23 protein-coding genes, 1 pseudogene and 2 riboswitches are annotated in these 25854 nt (G+C 50.6%); of the genes and pseudogenes, 17 read left to right on the plus strand and 7 right to left on the minus strand.

Going from position 1 to position 25854, the window contains the following annotated elements; all coding sequences use genetic code 11:
• Window positions 1-16: 16 nt before the first annotated feature.
• Complete coding sequence (gene nikC / locus M2277_RS09865; protein WP_036644070.1) at window positions 17-913, minus strand: nickel transporter permease; 897 nt, start codon at window positions 911-913, stop codon at window positions 17-19.
• A 160-nt stretch (window positions 914-1073) separates the two neighbouring features.
• On the opposite strand from nikC, the gene M2277_RS09870 reads away from it, so the two are divergent.
• The 8 genes and pseudogenes from M2277_RS09870 (at window position 1074) to M2277_RS09905 (ending at window position 9722) form a co-directional block, all read left to right on the plus strand.
• The gene (locus tag M2277_RS09870; RefSeq protein WP_036644067.1) at window positions 1074-2723 is read left to right on the plus strand and encodes a glutathione ABC transporter substrate-binding protein; all 1650 of its coding nucleotides are present in this window, start codon (window positions 1074-1076) and stop codon (window positions 2721-2723) included.
• Window positions 2724-2899: 176 nt separating this feature from the next.
• Window positions 2900-3028 (plus strand): annotated as a pseudogene (locus M2277_RS09875) (ArsR family transcriptional regulator); the annotation flags it as partial.
• A 191-nt stretch (window positions 3029-3219) separates the two neighbouring features.
• Window positions 3220-4179, plus strand: a complete 960-nt coding sequence (locus tag M2277_RS09880; protein ID WP_006207786.1) for a LacI family DNA-binding transcriptional regulator — start codon at window positions 3220-3222, stop codon at window positions 4177-4179.
• Window positions 4180-4343: 164 nt separating this feature from the next.
• On the plus strand, window positions 4344-5597 hold the full coding sequence (locus M2277_RS09885; RefSeq protein ID WP_280754673.1) for an ABC transporter substrate-binding protein: 1254 nt from the start codon (window positions 4344-4346) through the stop codon (window positions 5595-5597).
• A 171-nt stretch (window positions 5598-5768) separates the two neighbouring features.
• Window positions 5769-6644, plus strand: coding sequence for a carbohydrate ABC transporter permease (locus M2277_RS09890; protein ID WP_006207788.1), 876 nt, complete (start codon window positions 5769-5771; stop codon window positions 6642-6644).
• The gene (locus tag M2277_RS09895; RefSeq protein ID WP_006207789.1) at window positions 6644-7480 is read left to right on the plus strand and encodes a carbohydrate ABC transporter permease; all 837 of its coding nucleotides are present in this window, start codon (window positions 6644-6646) and stop codon (window positions 7478-7480) included. Before M2277_RS09890 ends, M2277_RS09895 begins: the two co-directional genes overlap by 1 nt.
• A complete protein-coding gene (locus tag M2277_RS09900; protein WP_063478394.1) occupies window positions 7477-8238 on the plus strand; it encodes a polysaccharide deacetylase family protein in 762 nt (253 codons plus the stop codon). Before M2277_RS09895 ends, M2277_RS09900 begins: the two co-directional genes overlap by 4 nt.
• Window positions 8239-8291: 53 nt before the next feature.
• On the plus strand, window positions 8292-9722 hold the full coding sequence (locus M2277_RS09905; protein ID WP_280754674.1) for a serine hydrolase domain-containing protein: 1431 nt from the start codon (window positions 8292-8294) through the stop codon (window positions 9720-9722).
• A 190-nt stretch (window positions 9723-9912) separates the two neighbouring features.
• On the opposite strand, the gene M2277_RS09910 is transcribed toward M2277_RS09905, so the two are convergent.
• Together M2277_RS09910 and M2277_RS09915 are read right to left on the minus strand one after the other, a co-directional pair.
• Window positions 9913-10242 carry a hypothetical protein gene (locus M2277_RS09910; RefSeq protein WP_228029893.1) on the minus strand — a complete coding sequence of 110 codons (330 nt, stop codon included), beginning with the start codon at window positions 10240-10242 and terminating at the stop codon, window positions 9913-9915.
• A gap of 221 nt (window positions 10243-10463) precedes the next feature.
• Entirely contained in the window at window positions 10464-11222 is a 759-nt protein-coding gene (locus tag M2277_RS09915) for a YpjP family protein (RefSeq protein ID WP_280754675.1), read from the minus strand.
• Between the two features lie 444 nt (window positions 11223-11666).
• On the opposite strand from M2277_RS09915, the gene M2277_RS09920 reads away from it, so the two are divergent.
• A complete protein-coding gene (locus M2277_RS09920) occupies window positions 11667-12587 on the plus strand; it encodes a proline dehydrogenase family protein (protein WP_076151248.1) in 921 nt (306 codons plus the stop codon).
• Between the two features lie 23 nt (window positions 12588-12610).
• On the opposite strand, the gene M2277_RS09925 is transcribed toward M2277_RS09920, so the two are convergent.
• Window positions 12611-13075 (minus strand): hypothetical protein, encoded by a 465-nt coding sequence (locus M2277_RS09925; protein ID WP_006207794.1) that lies wholly within the window; start codon window positions 13073-13075, stop codon window positions 12611-12613.
• A gap of 125 nt (window positions 13076-13200) precedes the next feature.
• Window positions 13201-13372: riboswitch (cyclic di-AMP (ydaO/yuaA leader) on the minus strand.
• A 551-nt stretch (window positions 13373-13923) separates the two neighbouring features.
• Window positions 13924-14092, plus strand: a riboswitch (cyclic di-AMP (ydaO/yuaA leader).
• A 128-nt stretch (window positions 14093-14220) separates the two neighbouring features.
• On the opposite strand from M2277_RS09925, the gene M2277_RS09930 reads away from it, so the two are divergent.
• The 6 genes from M2277_RS09930 to M2277_RS09950 all read left to right on the plus strand — a co-directional run bounded on the left by M2277_RS09930 (window position 14221) and on the right by M2277_RS09950 (window position 21684).
• Window positions 14221-14631 (plus strand): hypothetical protein, encoded by a 411-nt coding sequence (locus tag M2277_RS09930; RefSeq protein ID WP_280754676.1) that lies wholly within the window; start codon window positions 14221-14223, stop codon window positions 14629-14631.
• A 149-nt stretch (window positions 14632-14780) separates the two neighbouring features.
• Entirely contained in the window at window positions 14781-14858 is a 78-nt protein-coding gene (locus M2277_RS31730; RefSeq protein WP_076151255.1) for a potassium-transporting ATPase subunit F, read from the plus strand.
• Between the two features lie 30 nt (window positions 14859-14888).
• Window positions 14889-16568: a potassium-transporting ATPase subunit KdpA gene (gene kdpA, locus M2277_RS09935; RefSeq protein ID WP_006207797.1), complete on the plus strand. Its 1680-nt coding sequence runs from the start codon at window positions 14889-14891 to the stop codon at window positions 16566-16568.
• A 22-nt stretch (window positions 16569-16590) separates the two neighbouring features.
• Complete coding sequence (gene kdpB / locus M2277_RS09940) at window positions 16591-18624, plus strand: potassium-transporting ATPase subunit KdpB (RefSeq protein ID WP_036644050.1); 2034 nt, start codon at window positions 16591-16593, stop codon at window positions 18622-18624.
• Between the two features lie 82 nt (window positions 18625-18706).
• Window positions 18707-19336: a potassium-transporting ATPase subunit KdpC gene (gene kdpC / locus M2277_RS09945; protein ID WP_006207799.1), complete on the plus strand. Its 630-nt coding sequence runs from the start codon at window positions 18707-18709 to the stop codon at window positions 19334-19336.
• Window positions 19337-19338: 2 nt separating this feature from the next.
• Complete coding sequence (locus M2277_RS09950) at window positions 19339-21684, plus strand: histidine kinase (protein WP_280754677.1); 2346 nt, start codon at window positions 19339-19341, stop codon at window positions 21682-21684.
• A 112-nt stretch (window positions 21685-21796) separates the two neighbouring features.
• Here the strand turns inward: M2277_RS09950 and udk are convergent, their stop codons facing one another.
• Complete coding sequence (gene udk, locus M2277_RS09955; protein ID WP_006207800.1) at window positions 21797-22432, minus strand: uridine kinase; 636 nt, start codon at window positions 22430-22432, stop codon at window positions 21797-21799.
• Between the two features lie 195 nt (window positions 22433-22627).
• Here udk and M2277_RS09960 point away from each other — a divergent pair, with 195 nt between their 5' ends.
• A complete protein-coding gene (locus tag M2277_RS09960) occupies window positions 22628-23263 on the plus strand; it encodes a carbohydrate-binding family 9-like protein (protein WP_280754678.1) in 636 nt (211 codons plus the stop codon).
• 93 nt (window positions 23264-23356) lie between these two features.
• Here the strand turns inward: M2277_RS09960 and M2277_RS09965 are convergent, their stop codons facing one another.
• Window positions 23357-24352, minus strand: a complete 996-nt coding sequence (locus M2277_RS09965; RefSeq protein ID WP_280754679.1) for an aldo/keto reductase — start codon at window positions 24350-24352, stop codon at window positions 23357-23359.
• Window positions 24353-24455: 103 nt separating this feature from the next.
• On the opposite strand from M2277_RS09965, the gene M2277_RS09970 reads away from it, so the two are divergent.
• Window positions 24456-24689 carry a hypothetical protein gene (locus M2277_RS09970; RefSeq protein ID WP_280754680.1) on the plus strand — a complete coding sequence of 78 codons (234 nt, stop codon included), beginning with the start codon at window positions 24456-24458 and terminating at the stop codon, window positions 24687-24689.
• Between the two features lie 4 nt (window positions 24690-24693).
• On the opposite strand, the gene M2277_RS09975 is transcribed toward M2277_RS09970, so the two are convergent.
• On the minus strand, window positions 24694-25818 hold the full coding sequence (locus M2277_RS09975) for a stalk domain-containing protein (RefSeq protein WP_280754681.1): 1125 nt from the start codon (window positions 25816-25818) through the stop codon (window positions 24694-24696).
• Window positions 25819-25854: the final 36 nt, after the last annotated feature.

The raw sequence follows: 25854 nt of genomic DNA on the forward strand, positions 1-25854 counted from the left end.
CCGGCAGCTCCCTTCATTATTTTTTCATTTTCGGGTCAAGGACATCTCGCAAGCCGTCACCCAGCAGATTAAATGCGATGACCACGACAACGATCGATAGGCCGGGGAACAGGGCGACATGAGGGTGATCCATAATATAGTTGCGCCCATCATTCAGCATGGCTCCCCATTCCGGTGTCGGAGGCTGGGCGCCAAGACCGAGGAAGGAGAGACCGCTGGCGGTCAGGATGGCAACCGCAATCCGCAGCGTAGCCTGCACGATGATGGGGGATGTAATATTCGGCAGAATATGTCCGAAGATGATGCGGCCGTCGCTCGCGCCAAGCGAACGCATGGCATCGATATATTCGAGCTTGCGGACGGCAAGCGTGGAGCCTCGGACGACTCTGGCAAAAGTGGGAATCGAGAAGATGCTGACTGCAATGATCACGTTAAACAGGTTTTTTCCAAGAACGCTTACAACCGCCAATGCTAGCAGAATGCCTGGAAATGCCAGCATGACATCAGTAATTCTCATAATGAGAGTATCCCATTTGCCGCCGTAATAGCCTGATATGATTCCGAGTACGACACCAAAAGCAGCTCCGATGATGACGGAGATAAAACCGACCGAGAGTGTGAGGCGCATGCCGTGGATAATTCGTGTGAATATATCTCTTCCGTTGTGATCCGTACCGAACCAATGGGCAGCAGAGGGTTTGAGCAGTTTCGTAGAATAGTCTACTTTGGTCGGATCATACTGGGTGAGCAGGGGGCCGATGACAGCGACAATAATCATCAGCAGGAGAAAATAACCCCCCCATAAGGCCGCTTTGTTTTTCCTCAGACGGTGGTAGAAAGATTTCCATTGTACGAGGCGGGTTCCATGATTACCGGATTCTTGTGGTCTGGCATCAGCGGTCATGTTATGCACGTGAAATCATCCTTTCTCAGAGTATGGATATCAGAATTGGTGTCGTAGAAACGGCAAGTAAATCTGGCTTCTTCTGGTATAAATATCAAATAGTAAAATATATGTTAACTGTGTATAAAATATTTTCCTATTTTGATTGAGAAGGGGGAGTTTGTTTCACATGGCAGGTAATAGAAGATTAAGGTGGCTTGTCTGTATCTTGGTCATACTTACCGTAGTGCTCTCAGCGTGCAATAGTTCAAGCAAGAGCAGTAATCCCGAAACGCCGTCAAATAACAGCAATACACCGGCTCCGGAGACAGGCAGCAAAGATCCCGCCGAGGGGACGACCGAAGCCGGTGCGAATGAGCTTGTGATTGCCTGGCTTTCTGATCCGCCATCCATGGACCCTCATATGTCGACGGACCAGCAAACGAGTGTAATGACAACACATATCTATAACACGCTGGTGATTCATGATAAGGACCTGAACATTCAGCCCGGGCTGGCCGAGAGCTGGAAAGCAATCGATGAGCTGACATGGGAGTTCAAGCTGAGACAGGGCGTAAAGTATACGGACGGCTCCCCATTCAATGCCGAGGTCGTAAAAGCGAACATAGAGCGCATGCAGGATCCGGACGTAGCCTCTCCGCGAGCCTCGCTTGTCGCCATGATTAAAGAGGTCAAGGTTATTGACGAGTATACGGTGCAGTTCGTGACCGAGTATGCCTTCTCGCCGCTGCTTGCGCATCTTGCCCATTCCGCGGTCAGCATGGTGAGTGCAGAGGCCATCAAGCTGGATTATGACAAGCTGAAGGCAGGTGAGAAAGCCGGCACGTACCTTGCACAGAATCCAGTAGGTACGGGCGTCTTCAAGTTAGAGAGCTGGAACCCCGGGCAGGAAGTGAAACTTGTCGCAAATGCCGATTACTGGGGGGATAAAGCGAAGGTGGACCGGGTGACGTTCAAGGTCGTAAGTGAAGAAGGGACGCGAATCGCCGAGATCGAAACGGGATATGCGCACATTATAGATCCGGTGTCGCCAAGCAGCATCAGCCGGGTTGAAAGCACAGACGGCATGTCGTTGAACCGTCAAGCCTCGCTGAGCTTGTCTTATATCGGATTTAATAACGATAAGAAGCCGTTTAATGATGTGAAGGTAAGGCAAGCCTTGTCCATGGCCATCAACAAGGATGAGATCATTTCGGGTATTTATGAAGGTACGGGAATTCCTGCCGTGGGTCCGCTGGCACCGGACGTAAACGGCTATGATGCCACCGTAAAGCCGATCGAATATAACATAGACAAAGCGAAGGAACTGCTGAAGGAGGCCGGGTACGAGGGAGGTTTCTCCACAACCATCTGGACCAACGATAATCCGGAGCGCATCAAGGTTGCCGAGTATGTACAGTCCAAGTTGAAGGAATTGAATGTCGATGTCAAAATCGAAGTGGTGGAGTGGGGCGCTTATCTGGCCCAGACAGCAGAAGGCAAGCATGATATGTTCATCTTGGGCTGGTCTACGGTAACGGCTGATGCCGACTACGGCATGTATGAGCTGTTCCATTCCAAAAATGTAGGGGAGCCGGGTAACCGCACCTTTACGAAGAATCCTGAACTGGATAAACTGCTGGATGCAGGTCGTAAGGAGAACGATCCTGAACAGCGCAAGGCAATCTACAAACAGGCGCAAGAGAAGCTGGTTGAGCTGGCCCCGATGTTGTATATCCACCACCAGGAGTATTTAAACGGAGTCAGCAGCAAGGTCGAGGGCTTTTGGAGACATCCAAACGGTATTATGCAGCTGCATAATGTGTCAATTCAACCATAGTGATTTTATGAAATTTTCATAGTTTTGACCGGATTTGATCTACAGAGGAGTTTATAGTGAGAGAGGCCGCCATTGGGCGGCCTCTTTGTTGGTTCTCTAAGAGAACCAGCATAAGCAAAGGGAACGGGTAACCGAACCGATCTAACATTGTTGAACTCTAAAAGCAAGAATCGAGATCGGTCAGCGACATCGTAGAAATTTTGGGAAATGGCCAGCCGCAAGTGCGTTGCCATCTGCGGATATTGAGTGAGGCAGGGCCGGTGATTGTCCTTAAGCCAGCTCTGATTCCCGGTACATACGGATAAGCAGGTCACGGCGATGTCATCGTATGGCCTGCTTCTTGGCTTGTATAAGCAAAGAATTTCCTGCTTAAGCGATGATCCCCATCAATTATTTTCCATGCCAAAACTCGTCCAAACAAAATAAGTAAATTTTATTAAAAATAAAACCATGTTATATTAAATTCACTAACGCCTTTGGAGAGGGGATAGGACGCATGAGTGGTTTGAAGGAAATTGCAAGGCTCGCGGATGTCTCGGTGTCTACAGTGTCCAATGTACTTAACGGACGCAAGAACGTGGGCCAGGATACGAGGGAGCGGGTGCTGAGATTATGCTCGGAACATGGCTATTTTCCACATAAGGGGACCAAATCCGATAAAAGCAACACGATTATATTCGTATTCAGCGACTTTGATCGCGATTATTATTTAAAAATCATCAAGGGCATCAGCCATTGCCTGACGGAGAACGGGTATGACCTCATCATCTGCACGAATAAATCCAGCACGAATTTCATGCGCAGCAAATTTGCAAGCGGTACCATAAGTCTGGACCGGAATATGACGGACGAATATTTGGTCTCTGTAGCTACGCCTCAATTTCCCGTTGTTCTCATGGACCGGATTATCGATAACGAGTATGCCAACACCAAGAGCGTGATCGTTGACAATTACCCTGTGATGTGTGAGATGGTTCAGGCTTTGGTGGATAAGGGGTTCAAAACATTTGGATACATCGGCGGGCTGGAGTTTACTTTGGACCATAAGGAGCGGTACGCCGGATTTATAGATACGCTTGCGAAGAACGGGATCGTCTTTGATCGCCGCAATTACTTTCATGGCGACTACAGTGAGGAAAGCGGATATCAGGCTGCCAAAATCCTGGTACTGAGTAACGTCTTGCCAGAAGTGCTGGTCTGCGCGAATGACAACATGGCTCTGGGCGCGATTAAAGCGCTGGAGGAGAATGGATTGCGGGTACCGGAGGATATCTCGATCACCGGATTCGACAATTCGGATGCGGCGGCCATGGCCGGATTGACCACGATTGCCATCCCCCGTTATGAAAGCGGTTATTTAGCGGCGAAGGAACTGTTGGAAATGATCAAGGGCACCACGGGCAGGGAACCCTTTAAACTGAATGCCACCATCCAGTGGCGGAAAACAGTAAAATAAAACGCAGGGAATTTAACTAGTAAAATATCTAATATTTTACTAGTTTTTTTACTTAATATTTTTATGAAAACGCGTACAATTTTTATTGACAATCTAGATAAACCGCCATATGATGGGTTTGTAAACGTTTTACTTTATAGAGTCCTTAGGGGGAGGCGTGTCACTTGAAAAAAGTAAAAAAGGTATTAAGCATACTGACGGCAACCGCTTTGGTTGCGGCACTTGCGGCCTGTGGCGGTACATCTGACAAAGAGTCTGGAGCAGCATCCGGGGGAGATAAGCTAAAGAAAATTACGCTCTTCCAATCTAAAGTTGAAATTACAGAACCACTTGAAGCCTTGGTTAAAACTTATAAAGAAGAAACCGGCAACGAGGTTGAAGTATGGGGTGCAGCGGGCGATGCCTATTCGCAGCAGCTGGTAGCAAAGCTCGGCAGCAATCAGGGACCGACGATATTCAGCGTAGCACAGGGACCCGAGTCCGAGAAGCTGAAATCCTATTTCTCCGACTTGAGCGGCGAAGAGTATGTTAAGAACATTGCGCCTGACATGGAATTGAAGGTCGACGATAAAACCGTTGGCGTTCCATACGGTGTAGAGGGCTTCGGACTTGTATACAACAAGGACCTGGTAGATCCGGCGAATGTGAAAGACCTGGACTCCTTCACCAAGACGATGGAGCAATTGAAGGCTGATGGCAAGAACGGTTTGAGCTTGTCCCAGGAGGCATACTTCCTGATCGGACACATTCTCAATACACCATTTGCGCTTCAAGCGGATCCGCTGGCTTATATTGAACAGCTGAATAAAGGCGAAGTGAAGATGGCCGACACGAAAGAGTTCCAGGAGTGGGCCAAATTCATGGATGTGATCAAAGCCAATGCCAAGAATCCGCTGGAAGTAAAATACGACAGCCAGATGGGTGACTTTGCAACAGAAAAAACGGCTATGGTGCATCAAGGCAACTGGAGCTACTCCATGCTTGCGGACTTCGGTGATTTCGGCTCCAAGGTCGGCATGATGCCGTTCCCGCTTGCGGGCAACGATAAAATCGCCGTTGGCGTGGCGAGCTACTGGGTCGTCAACAATCAGGCTGATGCTGATGAAGTCAAAGCTGCGAACGCTTTCCTGAATTGGCTGTTTACCAGCGACACAGGCAAGAAAGCCATCGTGGACGATTTCAAATTCATTCCGGCTTTAACGAATATTGAAGCAGGCGACCTGGATCCATTGTCCCAAGCGGTGCATGAGGCAACAACGAAAGGCGAGACGATTACTTGGGCACTGAACTACTTCCCGTCGGGCATCATCACGAATGACCTGGCTCCGGCGACGCAGGAGTACTTCATGAATCCGGGCATGACAGGTGAACAGTTCCTGCAGAAACTTGATGAGGTATGGGCGAAAGCATCCAAGTAAGAAGCAGGCAAAGCCGATGAAGTGAAATAACAATTCCATGAAAACGAAAGCCTAGCCTCCGACGTTCTGATGATCCAAGAGCGTTAGGCTTTTGTTTTTTTTTCTAACACGAATTCAAGGTTTGATGCCGCCCGCGCGGGAATCATCCGGAACGGAAAGAAGGTATGGATTATGAGCAAAAGAAAGGACAAAGCCTGGTTTGCCCTGTTTACGGTGCCGCTTCTGTTTATTTTCACGACGGTCGTCATCATCCCGTTCATTATCGGTATTGTGTACTCTTTTGTGAATTGGGACGGTATTCCGGCCAATCCGAAAGTATTCGTAGGGTTTGACAATTACGTTCAGCTGTTCCAGGACGACCGATTCCTGTCATCGGCTTGGCATACGGTTCAATTCACGCTGCTTGCGCTGGTCTGCGTCAATATTTTGGGGCTTGGGTTTGCACTGCTCGTTACGACAAAACTCCGCTCAAGAAACGCGGCGCGGACGATGTTTTTCATGCCGAACCTGATCGGCGGTCTGATCCTGGGTTACATCTGGCAGTTTATTTTTACGGATGCCTTCAGTTTCTTGGGAGAGAAAACAGGGCTCGGCAGTGTGTTCTTTAACTGGCTGCTGCATCCGCAGTTTGCGTTGTATGCCATCGTTGCGGTGTTCACCTGGCAGCTGGCAGGTTATACGATGATCATCTATATCGCGGGAATCCAGGGGATTCCGGATGAGCTGATGGAAGCGGCCAAGGTGGATGGCGCCAGTCTGTGGCAGCGTCTGAAGAGCATTGTGTTCCCGCTGTTGATGCCTTCCTTCACGATCTGTCTGTTCCTGACCTTGTCGGGTGCGTTCAAAATCTATGATGTCAATCTGTCCCTGACCAAGGGCGGACCGAGCAATGCGACAGAGATGTTTGCGATGAATATCTTCAATGAGATCTTTGCTTACGGCAATTATGGCTTAGGTCAGGCAAAAGCGATCATCTTCTTCCTGATTGTTGCTGGACTCACGCTGACGCAAGTCATCATCACGAAGAGAAAAGAGGTGCAGATGTAATGAAGAAATCAGGTAAATGGCTGCTCGACATTCTGCTGTTCCTCTTTGCGCTGGTCTTCTTGTCCCCGGTCTTCCTCATGCTGATTAACTCGTTCAAGGATCGTGCAGAGCTGTATGAGAATGCGCTTGCGCTGCCTTCCTCCTTCAGCTTCGAGTATTATAAATCGGCGATGGAGAAGATGAATTTCTTCACTGCTTTGGGCAACTCGCTCTATGTCACCATCATCTCGGTTGTCATTGTCATCGTGCTCGCCTCCATGACGGCCTGGATGCTGGTGCGTACGGATAACAAGCTGAGCAAAGTCATTTTCTTCACATTTGTGGCAACGATGCTGATTCCGTTCCAGACGCTGATGATGCCGCTGATGCAGGTCATGGACTGGATTCGCAGCAATCTTCACATTCCGATGCTTAATACCCATGAGGGTCTGATTTATATGAATATCGGTTTTACTTCGAGCATGGCGGTCTTTCTCTACCACGGCTTCATTAAATCCGTGCCGGTGGCGCTGGAGGAAGCGGCAACGCTCGATGGCTGCTCCAAACTGGGTGTATTCTGGAGAATTGTGTTTCCGCTGCTGAAGAACATCAGTGTGACGATTGCCATCCTGAATGTCATTGCCCTGTGGAATGACTATCTGCTTCCATCGCTGACATTGTCCGACAAAGGGCTGCGGACCATTCCGCTCTCCACCTTCTACTTCTTCGGGGAATTCACGATTGTGTGGAACCAGGCGATGGCAGGTCTGACACTGACCATTATCCCGGTGGTTATATTCTATATTTTCGCGCAGAAATACATCATCAAGGGGATTGCGGCAGGTGCGGTAAAATGAGGCGGATCATCACGAGAGCGGACGATTACGCTTCCAGCCGTTCAGCCAATGCTGCGATTGCCCGAAGTGTGGATGCCGGTTTTATTAAAAATGTGTCCATTATGGCGCCCGGCCCCTATCTAGCCGAGGCCGCGCAGCTGCTGGCACATCGCAAGGATATCTGCTTCGGGTTTCATATGACGCTGAATGCGGAGTGGGATAACGTACGCTGGGGACCTGTTGCCGCGAAGGAACAGGTTCCTTCGCTTGTCGATCGGGCCGGATATTTCTATCAGGACCCGATCTTGTTCCGGGATCATCCGCCTTCACTGCAGGAGATTATCGTGGAATGCGAAGCACAGCTTGATAAACTGACCGCAGCAGGGTTCAAGATTTCTTACGCGGACTCTCATATGCTGCCGGAACGCTTTATACCCGGGCTGCAGGAAGAGCTGGACCGCTGGATTGAAGCGAAGGGGCTTATCAACCATCGCGATTACTACAACTTCTTCCCGGGTGGTGTCCCGGACGGCGCCGATTCGTTTGAAAGGGTGCTTAGCGGTCTGACGGAAGACCAGTACTTCTTCCTGTCCCATCCGGCACTGTATTCGGAGGAAATGGTGCAGTGCGGCAATGCTCAAGTGGATGGGGAGGAACTGGCGCGCGGGCGTAATGAGGAGGCTTCCTTTCTTGCACGGGAGGACTTGAATGAGATTAGCGAACGACGGGGCTTTCGTGCGATTCGATATGATGAAGCGGTTCCATTATCCGGTGTATAATGGAAGCGTACGGATGAATGTATCTTGTTAATACAGGGAGAGGCGAAAGGAAGATGAATATGAATACGGTTCCGTTATTGCCAAGAAGTACCCCCGAAAACCAAGGAATCTCATCACAGTCTATTGAACGTTTTATCGCATCGATTCAGGAGAAGGAGCTTGAGCTGCACAGCTTCATGCTGGTGCGGCACGGGCATGTCGCAGCGGAAGGCTGGTGGAAGCCGTATCAGGCGGACAAGCCGCACATGCTCTTCTCGTTAAGCAAAAGTTTCACCTCTACCGCGATTGGACTTCTGGCCCAGGAAGGCCGGGTCACGCTGGAGGATCAGGTGATCGGATTCTTTCCGGAAAATACGCCGGAGGAACCTTCTTCAAATCTGTCCGCCATGACGATACGCGATTTGCTTATTATGGGAACGGGGCATGCCCAGGAGCCTGCCATGCAGTCCGATATCTGGGTAGATGATTTTTTCAAACAAGAAGTCGAGCATGAACCTGGAACTCATTTTGTCTATAACAGCGCAGCGACTTACATGCTCTCGGCTATTCTGCAGAAGGTAACCGGCATCACGCTGCTGGATTATCTGCAGCCCCGTCTGTTCGAACCGCTTGGCATACATGGAGCCACCTGGGAAAGCTGTCCGAAGGGAATCAATACCGGTGGATGGGGGCTTAAGGTGAAGACCGAGGACATCGCCAAGTTTGGCCAGCTCTACCTTCAGAAGGGGGTGTGGGAAGGCCGCCGCCTGATTCCGGAAGACTGGATCGAAGAGGCAACCTCGAAGCAGATATCCAACGGACCTGCGGACTCCACATCGGATTGGACCGAAGGCTACGGTTATCAATTCTGGATGTGCCGTCATGGAGGATATCGAGGTGATGGCGCATTCGGCCAGTTCTGCGTCATGCTGCCGGAGCAGGATGCGGTCATCGCCATTACCTCCGGCCTTGGGGACATGCAGGAAGTGCTGGACGTGGTATGGGAGCATCTGCTGCCTGCCATGGGACCTGATAAGCTGCCGGCTGACACGGGGGCCGAGTCCTCTCTTGCTGGAGTGCTGCAAGAGCTCAAGCTGGATCCCCCAAGGGAAGAAGCGCGTTCCCCGATCGAGCAGGACATTACCGGAATTGTGTATGAGCTGGAGGAGAATGAGGATAAGCTGCATTCGATCTCCATTCGGTTCGAAGAAGATGGCGCTGTAATGGAGCTTGCGGGGGAAGACGGCACGAATTCGATTGCCTTTGGCCGCAATGAGTGGAAGTCAGGAACCACGAAGTTGATTATGCTCGAGGATAACGACTATGCCGCCTCCATGACCTGGAACGACCAGACGCTGAGACTGACGATCCGGTTGACGGAGACGCCGTTCTATTTAACCACGGATTGTACCTTCAATGAGGAGGGGATTCATCTCGCTTACTGGATGAACCAATCGTTTCAGGGCAAAGTGGTCCGGGAGATTAACGGCAAGGCCAAGGCGTAGAACATGTGATTTTTGCTTTTCTCCAAACGGATATGATGTGGTCGTCATCAGACCAATGGGCTAAAGTTTAATCAACCTGGCCTTTTACAGACTGAAATTATGTAAAAAGCTGAACTAGATGATGCTAGTTCAGCTTTTTCAGTATATTCTTATACCTTCTTGGTTCGAGTCGGCTGGGTTTAGAGTATCGTTAACTACAATTAATCAGCTTCTGTATCCATTTGATCGTTATTTCATCTTTGACCTCTAGGCTCCAATCAGTCGGAAAGCACAAATATTGTTCTTCTTCGGGCATTTTAGGCAACTGAGAATGTACAATAATATCAGCGTTACCGTCATGATTGTAGTATTGAGGAAAGCGGTATTCCTGGCCTTCAAGTGACCGATACACATAAAAACTGAACTCAATATCACCCACTACACAGAACGCATGACCTTGAATCCTAGGATCGCACCAGACATGGGTGCCTTTCAGCTTGCTTAATGAAAGCAGGAAGCCGTTCTTTTGAGCTTCCGTCAAATGAAAGTCGTCCAAATAATACCTGGACGATATTCGATCAAAATTCGTATCGATAATCTGGTAGTTTAGAATAACTTCGGCGCCCTTTTTAAGAACGGTATTAAAATAATCTTTCTGGATTCCGCCCTTATACCTGGATAATCGGCTTTTTACCAAGTAGTCGATATTACTATGGTCTAAATTTCGACCAAACGTTAATAGAAATCGTCTCTTATGCAACTTTACTCTGAACCCCACTTTGGAAGTGAATTATGGTATAAATCAATATTTCCTTTATGATCAGGCCAATCATCTTTTGTATGATAGTGCCACCGAGTATGATTTCTTGATTGGGAAGTAAAGACATCTAGTCTCAAATATTCTGTACCATCTTGACCAAATAAAGAAATAATTTGCTCGCCCTGATTAATCCCGTTCGGTGCGGAAGGTAACTCAGGTCCTTTGTTTCTAGTATAACCATATCTTTCATATTGCGCTTTAATTCCTGGCTCTATTTGAGGCCAAACTTCTCTATCGAAACGATCACCGAGTTGCTGCTGGATTTTCTTTCCCATCTTCTTTTTTACAGCTGCTTTTATTATAGCAGCAACAACCGCCCAAACAATAGGCCAAATCGCCGGTGAAATTTCACTCTGAATACTGGGATCTGACAAGTGACTAATCGTTGAGGTCTGACTATTTGCTATATCTGCAAAAGCAAGTATCAAGGCAAATTCTTTGCTGTACTCGTCGTATTCCTCCATTTTTAATTTTAAATTGTTGTCTGTTTGGATTGCTTCCTCTATGCTTGTAGAATGTTCTTGAATAAATAATAGAAGTTCTTGAATCTCGCTTTCTGATAGTTTTAATTCCTCTTGAGTCTTTTGCAGTTCGCTATGTGCAGGAAGCGCGGATACAGTAATTGCTGCAAATACCGTATTTAATAACATTACCAAAGCCAAAAAAGCGGCTACTTTTTTAATTACTCCCCAAAAACTCAAAAAATCAACCCCTTACTGTTATTTTTTGTAATTAACATGAATAATATATATTAAAATCCTAAAATTTAACAAATGAAAAAAGTTGTGTTTTCTCTAAAAAAATAGTGTGATTATGAATTTATAATAGTAAAAATGGTATATTATAATATTTACAGTTATCTCTTTTACATATGGCGAACTTTTCTACTTCAATTGTCTGCAAATCGAAAAATCAATCGGAACTATAATGATTTTAAAATGCTCAATAAAAGAATCTTCGGCATTGCAAAGAAACCTCTCCACTATCGTAATGGAGAGGTTTCTTTGCAATGCCGGAAAGCCAGAATCGCTCCGACACGGCCATTGCCTGCGTGATATGTATGTCTTCCTGCATGCCGTCATGATTTTTGCATATGAGTTAAGGTAGAGGGTGCATTTGGTTTACCTTACAAAGGGGGCGCATGCATGGACGGAACCGAGTTTTACCGTAAAGTGATCCTGACGGTGTCCGGCAATAAACTCGTGAAGTGGCTGTCGATCAAATACGGAAGGAAATTGGCAGGCCGATTCATTGCCGGCAATACGCTGGATGAGGCCTTGGATGAAATCGAGAGGCTCAATGCGAAGGGCATTCTCGTCACGCTGGATCATCTGGGGGAGGGCATTACGACGCTGGACGAAGCGGCCGAATACCGCGAGGAATATTTGAAGCTTGTGGAGGGAATCGCACAGCGGGGAGTGCAGTCAAATGTGTCATTGAAACCGACGCAGATGGGCATGGCACTGGACCTTGAGAAGGCTTACGAGAATATCAGGTCGGTGGTGAAAAAGGCGAAAGAGTTTCGCAATTTCGTGCGTCTGGATATGGAGGATTCGCCATATACCCAGGCGACAATCGATATGACGCTGCGGCTCCATAAGGAGGGGCTGCCCAATGTGGGCACCGTGATGCAGGCCTACTTGTTCCGCACGGAGGAAGACGTGCGAAGCCTGATGGAGGCGGGGGTCAATCTGCGCCTGGTAAAGGGGGCATATAAAGAGCCCGGAACCATCGCCTTTCAGCAGAAACGCGAAGTGATCGATAACTATAAAAAATTGATCAAAATGCATTTCGATCAGGGAGCGTACACTGCGATTGCCACGCACGATGACAATATCATCGACTGGGTCAAGGTGTTTGCCGAGCAGAGCCGCATAGAGAAAGAGGATTTCGAATTTCAGATGCTGTACGGGCTGCGAATGAACGATCAGGCTGCGCTTGCAGAGGATGGCTATCGCATCCGTTGTTATATGCCCTACGGGACGATGTGGTACCCGTACTTCACCCGGCGGCTGGCGGAGAAGCCGGCTAACCTCATGATGGTGCTGAAAAATATGTTCAAGTGAGGGGTGTGAACACCGCCCTTACCTTAAAAGAAATAATAAGCTTGCGAGCAATCCATCAGGAAGGACCGCTCCAGCGGGAGGCTGCCTAGGCGTTCGCGAGTTACATGCTGGTGCAGGTTCTTCTCCAGATCGGCTAACGCCGATACGGCGAGCAGCATCCGAGTGGATCCCCATTGCTGCTGCTGCTGAGCATAGCGTATGGCCTCAGTCACGGGCATGCCCCGCAGCCTTGCAAATACAGATGCCCAGCGGACCAGATCTGCGAATTCTCTCGTGCTCGGCAGGGCATATTCCGCATAACCGGCTGCTTCTCCGCAGCTGATTTTGAACAAGCCGCAGTTCCAGCTTCGATCACTCCAGGGGATAAAGCGTTCAGCCGAGCCCCAGTCGAAACGGAACATCTCCATATAGCGGATGGGCTCTTCACATATTGTTGGCGCTGTTTGGATGGCTGTTGCCTGTGCTTCGAATTCGATGAGTTTCGTCATGATCTACGCTCCCTTATAAGATGTTATATGCAAGACAAAAAGGCCTGGTGAGCAGAGAAACCCCGCTCTCCAGGCCTTTTTCCGGTTAGCAGCCGATGAAGCGGCCGCTTTAGCTTGGCTGGATCGTGTTCTCTCTCAATACGCCTACGAGGTTAGCTGTCGGATTCGGGCTTGAGAGCGCCCTACCACAATGCCTGGTCAGGCATCGCGGATTCACCCCATTCACCAACAGAAGTCCTATCGGTGATATTGGTTCCCCCGTCTCCCGATCTGTCGGGAGCTCAGCGTATAACGTGTGTTTCGAATAGATGGATGAATCATACGCCGGAGGCAGCCAAAAGTAAATGACCGTATTTGACGCATACATTCCGAAAATCGATGAAATCCGTAAAAGAAAACGTGTACATTTGGTATTGTCATCTATTATCATGGCAAAATCTCAGTATCTCGATGGATTGCGATAAATTCGAGAAAACAAGAGAAATACATAGTATAAAGCAGTATTCGAGAGATAATGAAGACATACTGGTTAGATCTTGTTCCACATTCAGCCACACGTGTTTCTGAGCTCATTTACATCCCGCACGGCCGGACGTATGATACGAACTATGAATTGACGGATGATTCCAAGAGCAGGGCACAGCGGCAGCCGGTCGATAAGATTCATAAGGATACAAGGCAGTGTGAGAGCTGCGGTGCTCCTTTATGAATGAGAACCTCGGCGAAGGCACCATGGGTCTTCCAGAGGCTCAGGGTCAAGCGACTCTCACGGCTTGACTCTGACGGCTGTACAGTTCTGCCAGGCTTGGAATATAAGTCAATAGCTAATTGAATAACATGCTACTCGTTTTCAATTTTCGCTGAGTCCTTGAATGGAAAAGGAACGGGGGAACCAGTCGGGAGATGAACTTGATCTCTCAGGGGTGAATCCCATAGACAAGATAACGGTCTATGGGTAGGGCGACTCTCACGCCCGAATCCGTCAGCTAACCTCGTAAGCGTATCGAGAGAGGCAACGATTGTCGTGGACTTTAGCCACGGTGTATTTCACCGTGGATGAATAAGAAGCCTGCGGGAAGAGTTCTTCTCCTCCCGCAGGCTTCTTTTTGTTGCCTTCTCTTTCTGAAACTTAGGAGGAGAAACACATGGAGAAACCGCAGGATTTCATCTTGGTATCCGCCCCGAATAAGGCCGGGGAGGAATTTATCCGCCAGCTGATGTACAAACATATTTCGTTTGCAGCTATAGCCAACAATCGGGCCGAGCAGGAGAGGATGATGGAACTGGGCTGCAAAGACATTATTCTGATTGATACCAGAGACGAGTCAACCTGGATCATTCCCGAGTTTCCCGTCAGCAAGGTGTTTCTGTTCGAAAGCAGCTTGAATCTGTGCTGCCGCTATTTGCGGATTTGCCGGACATGGACAACAAAGTCGATTTACGTCATTACCCACTCCAACAATCCGCGGTTGATATATAAGGGACTGGGCGCCGATGTGGTGCTTCATACGAACCATCATCAGGTATCTTTCCTGATTTCGTCCATTGTCAGCTAGTTGCAGATTTAATGCCAAATACGGTTCGTGGAGGATTGGATTATGCAGGATTTTTATATGGTGCTCATATTAGGAGGGACCTACGGACTGTTCATGCTGTTTATGTCCTGGTGTGGACGCGTGGTTTCAGAACCGGAGGCTGATCAGCCGTGATCATATTATTGGTATGTACGCTCTTTATTTTTCTGTATTTGATTTATGCGCTGGTTCACCCTGAAAAATTCTAGGGGAACCGCTGAAGGAGGAAGGCACTCGTCATGGGCATTATACAAATTGCCATCGTTATTCTGGTTCTGGTGCTGCTGGTTAAGCCGCTCGGAACCTATCTATATCAGGTATTTCGCAATGAAGATAACCGAACCGATAAATGGTTCTCCTGGGCAGAGAAGCCGATATTTGCACTGATTGGCTTGAAAGACCGCAAGGGGATGACCTGGAAAGGGTATGCTCTCAGCTTTGTCATTACGAATATCATACTGGTAGCTTCAGGCTACCTGATTCTGCGGCTGCAAAAGGTACTGCCGTTCAACCCGAACGGAATCGATAATATGGAATCAACCTTGTCATTCAATACGATCATCAGCTTTATGACCAATACGAATCTGCAGCATTACAGCGGAGAGTCGGGGCTATCCTATTTTGCGCAGATGGCTGTCATTACGATGATGATGTTTACATCGGCGGCGACCGGGCTGTGCGTGGCCATCGCTTTTATCCGGGCAGTGACCAGTAAGGGGACAACCGTCGGCAACTTCTTCGAGGACTTTGTGAAGGCTCATATCCGGGTATTCATTCCGGCGGCCTTCATCATTGCAATGGTGCTGGTCGCCCTGCAGGTGCCTCAGACCCTGAAGCCTGCGCTCAGCGTGACCACGATGGAAGGAAGCGAGCAGCAAATTGCGGTAGGTCCGGTGGCTGCTCTTGAATCGATCAAGCATCTGGGCACCAACGGCGGCGGATATATGGGGGTCAATTCGTCCCATCCGTTTGAGAATCCGTCCCCTCTGACCAATGTGATTGAGATCCTGTGCATGTGGAGCCTCGGTGCTGCGCTTCCGTATACATTTGGTTTGTTTGCCAAGAGCCGCAAGCAGGGCTGGATTATATTCTCTGTGATGATGACCTTGTTCATCGGCTTCTTGTCTCTGAACTATGCCGCTGAATCAAACGGCAATCCGGCACTGAACCGACTGGGGATTGATGCATCTCAAGGCAGCATGGAAGGTAAGGAAGTCCGGTTCGGGATCGCCCAGTCCTCGCTGTTTACTACAGTGACGACGGCGGCTACGACCGGTTCAGTTAACAACATGCATGATACACTCACGCCGCTTGGCGGAATTACGCCGCTGTCCCTGATGATGCTGAACTCTGTTTTTGGCGGAAAAGGCGTCGGACTGATGAATATGCTCATGTATGCGATACTGGCTGTGTTCCTGGCCGGGCTTATGGTTGGGCGAACGCCTGAATTTCTGGGCAGAAAAATAGAAGCGCGGGAAATGAAGCTGATCGCCATCGTCATTCTGGTGCACCCATTTATCATTTTGGCTCCGACGGCGCTTGCCCTGATGACGGATGCCGGGCAGGCGGGCATTACCAATGCCGGCTTCCATGGCATCTCACAGGTGTTGTACGAATACACGTCATCCGCAGCCAATAACGGTTCCGGGTTTGAAGGACTTGCAGATAACACGCCGTTCTGGAACATCACAACCGGGCTCGTCATGCTGTTCGGCCGTTATATCTCGATGATCGCTCTGCTGGCGGTCGGCGGTTCACTGATGCGGAAGCAATGGGTACCGGAGACACTCGGGACGTTCCGAACAGACAATAAGCTGTTTGCCGGCATTCTCCTCGCGGTGGTTCTGATCATCGGCGCATTGACTTTCCTGCCTGTGCTGGTGCTCGGCCCGATTGCTGAGCATCTGACGATCCGTTAATTAGAAAAGGTGGCCTATTACCATGAATAATACGAGAACCAAAGTGATGTCCAAAGAAATGGTCAATCAAGCGCTGAAGGACAGCTTCATCAAGCTGAATCCAGCTTTCATGATGAGAAATCCCGTGATGTTTGTTGTGGAGGCCGGAACCTTGGTGGTTCTGCTCATGACACTGTTTCCATCCTATTTCGGTACAGAAGGCAGTACCGGATTCAATCTGACGGTGTTTGTGATTCTGCTGTTTACGCTGCTGTTCGCGAACTTTGCCGAGGCCCTTGCCGAGGGCAGGGGTAAAGCTCAGGCCGATTCTCTTAAGCAATCCAAGAAAGAAATGACCGCCCATAAAGTGATGGAAGGCGGAGGGGTTCAGTCCGTGCCATCTACCGATCTTCGCAAAGGGGATATCGTGGTGGTTACGCAGGGCGAGATGATCCCTGGTGACGGAGAGGTCATCGCCGGTCTGGCATCTGTCGACGAATCTGCCATTACGGGAGAATCCGCGCCGGTGATCAAAGAAGCAGGCGGCGATTTCAGCTCGGTCACCGGGGGAACCCGGGTGGTCAGCGATACAATCAAAATTCGGATTACCAGCGATCCCGGCGAATCGTTTATTGACCGAATGATCTCACTGGTTGAAGGAGCTTCGCGGCAGAAGACGCCGAATGAAATAGCGCTGAACACACTGCTGATTGTGTTGACCCTGATCTTCCTGATCGTTGTGGTTACACTCGCTCCGATTGCCAAGTATCTTGGCATCGAGCTGTCTGTCCCGGTATTGATCTCGCTGCTGGTATGTTTGATCCCGACCACGATTGGCGGGCTGCTGTCGGCCATCGGGATTGCAGGCATGGACCGGGTGACCCAGTTCAATGTGTTGGCGATGTCGGGTAAAGCGGTGGAAGCGGCCGGAGATATTAATACAATGATCCTGGATAAGACCGGAACCATTACGTTTGGCAACCGGATGGCAAGTCAACTAATCCCGGCCCGTGGCGAAACGCTGGCATCGGTTGCCCAGTGGGCAGCGGTCAGCTCGCTGCTGGACGAAACGCCGGAAGGCCGCTCCGTTCTGGAGCTGTTGAAGAAGGAAGGCCTTGAGGTGGATGAGAGTATGACGGCGGGAGCCGAATTCATCGAATTTAAGGCAGAGACCCGAATGAGCGGCATGGACCTGAAGGATGGCCGAAAAGTTCGCAAGGGTGCAGTGGATGCCGTCAAGGCTTGGGTGCTGTCTCAAGGAGGCTCCATACCTCCGGACTTGACGCCAAACAGTGATGCAATTGCTACGGAGGGAGGAACCCCGCTGGCTGTGGCTGTGGATCACCGCATCTATGGATTGATCTACCTGAAGGACACTGTGAAACCGGGAATGAAGGAACGGTTTGAACAGCTGCGCCGGATGGGCATTAAGACCATTATGTGTACAGGCGATAATCCGCTGACTGCAGCGACGATTGCCCGCGAAGCGGGAGTGGATGATTTCATCGCAGAGAGCAAGCCGGAGGATAAGATCGCCGTCATTCGAAAAGAACAGGCCGAAGGCAAGCTGGTGGCCATGACCGGTGACGGAACGAACGATGCGCCGGCCCTTGCACAGGCCGATGTCGGGCTTGCGATGAACAGCGGTACCACCGCCGCGAAGGAGGCGGCCAATATGGTGGACCTGGATTCAGATCCATCCAAGATTATCGAGGTCGTTGCCATCGGGAAGCAATTGCTGATGACAAGAGGCGCGCTGACCACGTTCAGCGTTGCGAACGATGTCGCCAAATATTTTGCCATCATTCCCGCCATGTTTGCAGCTGCTATTCCAAGCATGAACGTATTGAATGTCATGGGACTCGGTTCCCCTATGTCGGCCATCCTGTCCGCGCTGATCTTCAATGCGATCATTATTCCGCTGCTCATTCCGCTTGCGATGAAGGGTGTCGCCTATAAGCCGATGAGCTCATCGAAGCTGCTGCAGCGTAATGTACTTGTCTACGGATTAGGCGGCGTGATCGTGCCGTTCATCGGGATTAAGCTGATTGACATGATTGTCCACCTATGGATTTAGGCGTGTTGGTTAAACCGGGTATATAGAGATAAACCAAAGGTTGATTATACAAGGTAGATATGAAAGAAAGGGTCGAAGAATAATGAATAATCCTGTGCAAACATCGTCAACGTCCACGCCTCATGCTGAGGCGGGCAACGCTCGCGTCTCCGTAGGCATTGCGCTTAGAGCAAGTCTTGTATTCATTGTGCTGTGCGGAGTTCTGTATCCTCTGGTCACTACAGGTGCAGCGCAGCTGCTGATGCCGAAGCAAGCCGGCGGCAGCCTGATTACGGATGAGAGCGGCAAGGTGGTAGGCTCGGAACTGATCGGCCAGAACTTTACGGACCCGCAATTTTTCCATGGGAGGGTGTCCAGCATCGAATACAACGCAGCCGGCTCAGGCAGCAATAACTATGCACCTTCCAATCCCGAGATGATCGATCGAACAAAGGCGTCGATTGAGGCATGGAAGGAGAATAATCCGGACGTTCCGGTAAGCGAGCTCCCGATGGACCTGGTAACGAATTCCGGCTCTGGACTGGATCCTCACATTTCGCCGCAAGCAGCGGATATTCAAATTCCACGGATCAGCAAGCTGACCGAAATTCCGGAAGCGGAGCTTCAGCAGCTGGTGGAGAAGCATACGGAAGGACGGGATTTAGGTGTATTCGGTGAACCGCGCGTGAATGTGTTGAAGCTGAACTTGGCTCTCAGAGAGCTTCTTAGCTGACGATGGATCACTTTCGGAGAAAATCGCCGGAGGAAATTTTAAGGTCCATCTCGAAGCTCCACCAGGGGCGGCTCAAAGTGTATATCGGGGCCGTGAGCGGCTCGGGAAAAACCTATCATATGCTTCGCGAGGGGCAGACCTTGAGACAGCAAGGCATTGATGTTGTCATCAGTGCCGTATCCACAATGCAGCGTCCGGAGACGGTGGAGCAGGCACAGGATCTGGAACGGGTGCCGAGCATTCATTGGGTTCAGAACGGCGTAGAGAAGAAGGATCTCGATCTGGATCTGCTGCTGAAGCGCAATCCGGAGGTCGTGCTTGTGGATGGCCTTGCCCACCGGAACCGGAGAGGGGCAAGGCATGCCACACGGCTGGAGGACATAAAGTGCCTGTTAAGCCGGGGGATCAGTGTCATCACGACGGTGAATGTGTATGAGCTTGAGGATGTGCACGGCATTGCCACCAAGCTGACGGGCATCAAGGTCAGTTATACGGTGCCCGCTGATACCCTTGAGACCGCCGATGAGGTGGTGCTCATTGATGTAACACCTGAAACGATGCTGGATCGGGCACAGGAAGGCCTGCTTGCGGGGGGAGGCATATGGAAGCAGGGCAATCTGGCCGTGCTTCGGGAGCTTACCCTCCGTCTTGTTGCAGAGGGCGTGAACAACTCGCTTGCGCGGTACCGCAAGGAACAGGGACTCATCGGCCCATCGGGGGCCGATGAGCGGATACTGGTGTCCACCCAGTACCATTGGAACGGGTCCATCTATATGCGCCGCGGTCAGCAGATTGCGAAGAGACTGAACGGCGAGCTGTTGGCGGTAACGTTTGTGAATCAGAAGCAGGAGCTTACGAAGGAACAGGCGGCTTTTAAGCGCTCCATGCTGAAGCTTGCGGAACGGATTGGCGCCAAGCTGGAAGAACTGCCCCTTCATTCACGAAGGGAGCTGCCAGGTGAACTCGTTCAATATGCACTTGAGCATCATGTCACCCGTATTGTGCTGGGACACTCGAAGCAGACCCCCTGGCAGGAGCTGCGGCAGGGATCGATGATTCAGGAGCTGCTTAAGAAAACGCGCGGGATTGATATTTTTATCGTAGCGGACCGGGCAGCGCATGACGGAGAACGAATCATCCCGGCTCAGATTCATCCACCGCAGCGTTCGTCCGAATCGTTTCATCGCTTGAATGAACAGGAGCTGGATCAGAAGATCGAGCAGGTCAAGCGGGGGCGGTTCAAAGTCTATATCGGTGCAGCCCCGGGTGTAGGCAAGACGTATACGATGCTGCGGGAGGGCAATGATCTGCTGAAAAAGGGACTGACGGTTCTTACCGGACTGCTGGAAACGCACGGGCGGAAGGATACGCTTTTACAGGTCGGTGAACTGGAAGTTCTTCCACGAAGAGTGATGGATTACCGGGGCTCACGCCTTGAAGAGATGGATACCGATGAGATCATCCGCCAAAGGCCCGATGTGGTTTTGGTGGATGAACTGGCGCATACAAACGTTCCCGGAAGCAAGCACAGGAAGCGATATGAGGATGTGCTGGATATACTGTCGGCTGGCATCTCTGTTATTACGACCGTGAATGTGCAGCATCTGGAGAGCTTGAATGACGCGGTGGAGCAAATTACCGGTGTGCGTGTCCGCGAGACGGTTCCGGACCATATTCTGCAATTGGCGGACGAGGTTCAGCTCATCGATGTCACGCCGGAGTCACTGCAGCAGCGGATGAAGGATGGCAAAATCTATGCGCCGGAGAAGATCCACCAGGCGCTCAGCCATTTTTTCAAGACGGGAAATCTGATTGCTCTAAGGGAACTGGCCCTGAGGGAAATTGCAGATGATGTGGATGAGAGGCTGGAGTCATGGCAGCGAAGCAGCTCGCTTCGGGGACCGTGGCGGCGCGAGGAGGTTATCTATGTTATGGTTGGCAGCGGACCTCAGGGGGAGCGGCTCATCCGCCGCGGCTTCCGGATTGCCCATCGGCTGAAGGCGGCCTGGTATGTGACGCTCCTTCAGGAGGGGCGTGCGCATTCATCCCGTGCTGACTCCAAACGCTTAACGGCTCTTCAAACGCTGACAGAACGACTTGGAGGAACATTCTGCGTGCTGCCTGTAAGAAGAGGGAAGGCGCGTGAAGTTGCATCCCAATGGGTCGCGGCGGCTGATGAGGCGAAGGCTACCCAATTGATCATCGGTCAGCCGAAGATCACGGGATGGAAGCTGTACGCCGAGCGGAAATCGATCCGAAGCCTGCTGAGATATGCAAGGCATATGGATGTGCTGGTGGTTGCCGATTATGATCCGTGCACGAACGAGCCCAAACCGTCAGGGAATTAATCGCTTAGGGAAAAAGATAAACGCCAAAACGCCCACAGACCTGTAAGCAACAGGAATGCGGGCGTTATTGACGTCTCCCTATGGGGAGATTTATAGGGCGCGCGTGCCGGGGCTATTCTCCTGACAATGTGTGATCGCCGGTCAAATATTTCTCGGTCAGTATGGAGAGCAGGCGAATGCCAACCTCATTCTCTCCACCTTCCGGAATGATCAGGTCGGCGTATTTCTTCGAGGGTTCGATAAACGCCTCGTGCATAGGCTTGACCGTTGTCAGATATTGATTGTGAATCGACTGGATGGTCCGGCCGCGGTCCTCAATATCACGAACGACCCGGCGAAGCAGGCGCACATCGGGATCGGTATCCACAAACACCTTAATGTGAAGCAGCTTGCGCAGATTCTCGTCGGACAGCACATGAAGTCCTTCAATGATAACGATGTTGTTTGGCTTGAGCTCAAGGGTCTGATCCGTGAAGCGGGCATGTGCAGTAAAATCATAGACCGGTGCATAAGCGGGCTCCCCGCCCTTCAAGATGCCGAGATGCTCGATAAGCAGCTCGTTGTCGAAGGCGAACGGGTGATCATAGTTGATCGCTTCGCGTTCCGCAAAGCTGAGCTCTTTATGATCCTTGTAATAGTTATCTTGCGAAATGAAAGTCACTTTATCTGAACCAAGACGGTCAATGACAGAGCGGGCAACCGTCGTTTTGCCCGATCCGGTGCCGCCGGCAATACCAATTATGAGCATGGCGAATCCATAACCCTCCCTAGAGTTTGCAATTTTAATATTGTAGCACAGCATGCGCTTTTTTTCACTATGGGGATATAGAGCAAAAGCTGGGATTTTCCGAAAATTTTTATTCCTGGCATGGCATGGTGAACCCAACGGGTATGAATTATCATAGAGAGATGAGTTGCAATTGAATTTTGTGGAGGGGTTATCATGCACAATGCCGCCGTTTATCCATGCAGGCCGGCTTCATTCACCAGGCAGGGAGAGGAACGGGAACAGATCGATTGGAGTCGCTATGAAGCGGTTGTTCTCCGCGATACGGTGACCGGGCAGGCCGTAAAAGAAGCGACCGAGGTCCGTGCCTGCTGGAGTCCTGAATATTTTCATGTGCAATTTGTTTGTCAGGATTCCTACATGGTATCCGAGTATCTTCACAGGGATGAGCCGCTATATGAACAGGATGTTGTGGAATTGTTCGTGGATGATGCCGGGAGTGGAAAGGAATACATAGAGCTTGAGGTTAGCCCGAACAATGTTGTATTTGATGCCCTTATCCGCAACGACGGCGGGAAGTCGATTACGACCAGCGATATCAAGTGGGATCTAACCGGTCTTGTGACCTCGGTCGATCATGACGAGCAGGGGAATTGGGTTTGTGAGATTACAATCCCTGCCGTGAACTTCGGTAATCCTCCACAGAGGGGGCGGAGCTGGAACGTGAATTTTTACCGGATCGACGAAGACCCTCAAGGCATCCGGGAATATCAGGCATGGAGTCCAACTGGAGAGGTGAATTACCATATTCCTGCCCGGTTCGGGAAGCTGGAGTTTGTTGATGATCTATAGCATGAGGCTGTAACTCAAAAAGCCGCAATCGCAGATATATGGTATCTGCGATTGCGGCTTTTCATATGTTTGCCGACTGTTGGATGGACAGGCTTACTTGAACCGGTAGGCCCGAGGCTCGGTAAACCAGAAGCTGCCGTCCTGGGAGAAGTCACGGTATGGACTTGGTGATACCTGGTCGACCAGCTTCAAATCCTCTTCGGTCAGCTGCACCTTCAGCGCACCGAGGTTATCTGCAAGCTGCTGCTCGTTACGGATACCGACAACAGGAACAATGTTGCGCTGCAGAAGCCATGCCAGTGCAAACTGTCCCAGCTTGACTCCCTTCTCCTCCGCCCGCTGGGCAAGCAGCTCGACCTTCTCTAACTTGGCGCGGTTATCAGGTGAATCCATGTCCATGCGCTCGCCGCGCGAGTTGTCCGGGAGCGGCTGCCCGGCCCGGTATTTACCGGAGAGCCAGCCGCCATCCAGCGGGGAATAGGCCAGTGTAGCCAACCCGTGACGCTGTGAAGCCGGCAGGATTTCCTGCTCGATGTAGCGGTTGAAGATACTGTACGAAGGCTGATTGGTGACAAAACGCTCCAGGTTCATTTTTTCGCTGGTCCATAGGGATTCAACGATTCGCCAAGCCTCGAAATTCGAGCAGCCGATATATCTTACCTTCCCTTGGGTAACCAGATCATCGAGCGCACGCAGCGTCTCGTCCAGCGGGGTATGCGGATCGGGCCGATGTACTTGATACAGGTCAATATAGTCCGTATTCAGCCGCTTCAGGCTTGCCTCAACCTGTTTCATGATACGGTAGCGGCTTGCGCCTTCTCCGTTCGGTCCTTCGGCGGTCCGTACCTTGAATTTGGTCGCGATGATAACATCGTCTCTGCGTCCTTGAATGGCTTTGCCTATAATTTCTTCACTCGTACCTTTGCCATAGGTATCCGCAGTATCGATAAAATTAATGCCGGAATCCAGCACACGGTTGATGATGCCAAGCGAGGTTTTCTCGTCCAAATCCCAGTCTCCGTAAGTCATGGTTCCCAGGCAGAAGCGGGATACCTCAAGTCCAGTTCTTCCCAAATAGACATATTCCATCCCATACCCTCCTCAATCCCATAGTACGATAGAAATCTGCTTCCATTATCGACCTTTTATGCAGAGATGACAAGCCGGTATACAGGTGAAGGAATACCTCTGAATGCTTATTGCTTATGACGCTTTCGTAAAAAAACGCATGGTTGAGCTTCTGCACAATCACCATGATGTCATGCTGGCAGGTCGCAGGGCTACCCGCCCATCCGCCCATCGCACAGCGCGAAAAGAGGCCCACCTCAAGGGATTGAGAGGGCCTCTGTATGTGCTGTGGCATGGTGTTCTGGCTGAGGAGCAGCCGTGCAGTTGGATGGAAATTAATGACATAAGATCAGCATAAAAAGTTATTGCGCTGCTGTCACCGTAATGTCGCCGTGCTTGTCTTGCTTGGCTTGTAGATGCAAAATATCCGTCAGGAAGGCCAGCGGAACATACACATGGCCGCCTTTCATTTCAGGAGCCGAGCCGAGCGGGCGCGGGGCCATTTTGCCAACAGAGTAAGCATCCTTGTTCAGAGTCACCGCACTCCAGACGGCTCCCTTGGAAATCTCGGCGGTTTTGTTCTTGCCGTTCCACTTGACGTCGAAGTGCAGCTGGCGCAGCACTTGAGCTGCCGGAACCATGATTTTGCCGTTGTTATCCTTATAATAAACGCCTGATTTCATCACAGCTGCAGCTGCTTGTTCCTCCGTTGCTTGACCTTGACCAGGCAGCTTCACGGCAAATTCCGGCATGCCTGCAGCCCCGGGTGCGATGCTGTATTTCTGGAACACGATATAGGCGGTTCCGCCTGAAACATAGAAGGCTTGCCCGGCATCGATGCCCTGGAACCCGTCCTCATGCTGGAAGTAATTCTCTTGATCTGCCACAATTGCTGTTTTGACCGCTTGATCCACAATGGCTTTATAATCCCTTCCGAACAGGTCTTCCAGCGTCACGCGCTGTGCTTCGGCTTCGTTTCGGAAGTTGTACGTATCCACGCGGGGGTCGCCATTGTTCATTCCCATGCCCTCTGTAATGACTTTGAGGGAGATCAAGTCGCCATCCGTGCCATCCGAAGTCAGCTCATAGGTGATTGTCAGCTGATAAGGGCGCATGGTATAGCCGTTCTTCTGAGCACTGGCGGCTGTTTCTGCCGCTTCCTTCTCCCAGTTGGCCATATCCTTGGAAGCGTGGGATTCGATGATGTCGTTCAGCTGCTCCTGATATTTGGTGTCGGCCAGACCCTGGAATACAGGGATTTTGATGTCGGTTTCCAGCCACTTTTCCTTGGATTGCAGCGTTTTGGATGTCACGAGTGGTGGGGTTATGGCCGGCGTTTCTGCTTGATCCGTACTCGCTGCAGTCCGGGTTTCGGCATGGACGTGGCTGGACGGCAGCCCTGAAGCGGATATCATGAGAATGCCTGCTAATCCGGCAGCTGCCAAGGTTCTGGTCAACGGGGTCGTTGTATGTTTCATTGTTTTCATCGTTATTACCTCCAGTTTTATGAATGGATATCTACC

Origin of the sequence: Paenibacillus sp. LBL, assembly GCF_029893715.1 — a bacterium.
In the GTDB taxonomy this organism is placed as follows: Bacteria; Bacillota; Bacilli; order Paenibacillales; family Paenibacillaceae; genus Paenibacillus_AQ; species Paenibacillus_AQ glucanolyticus.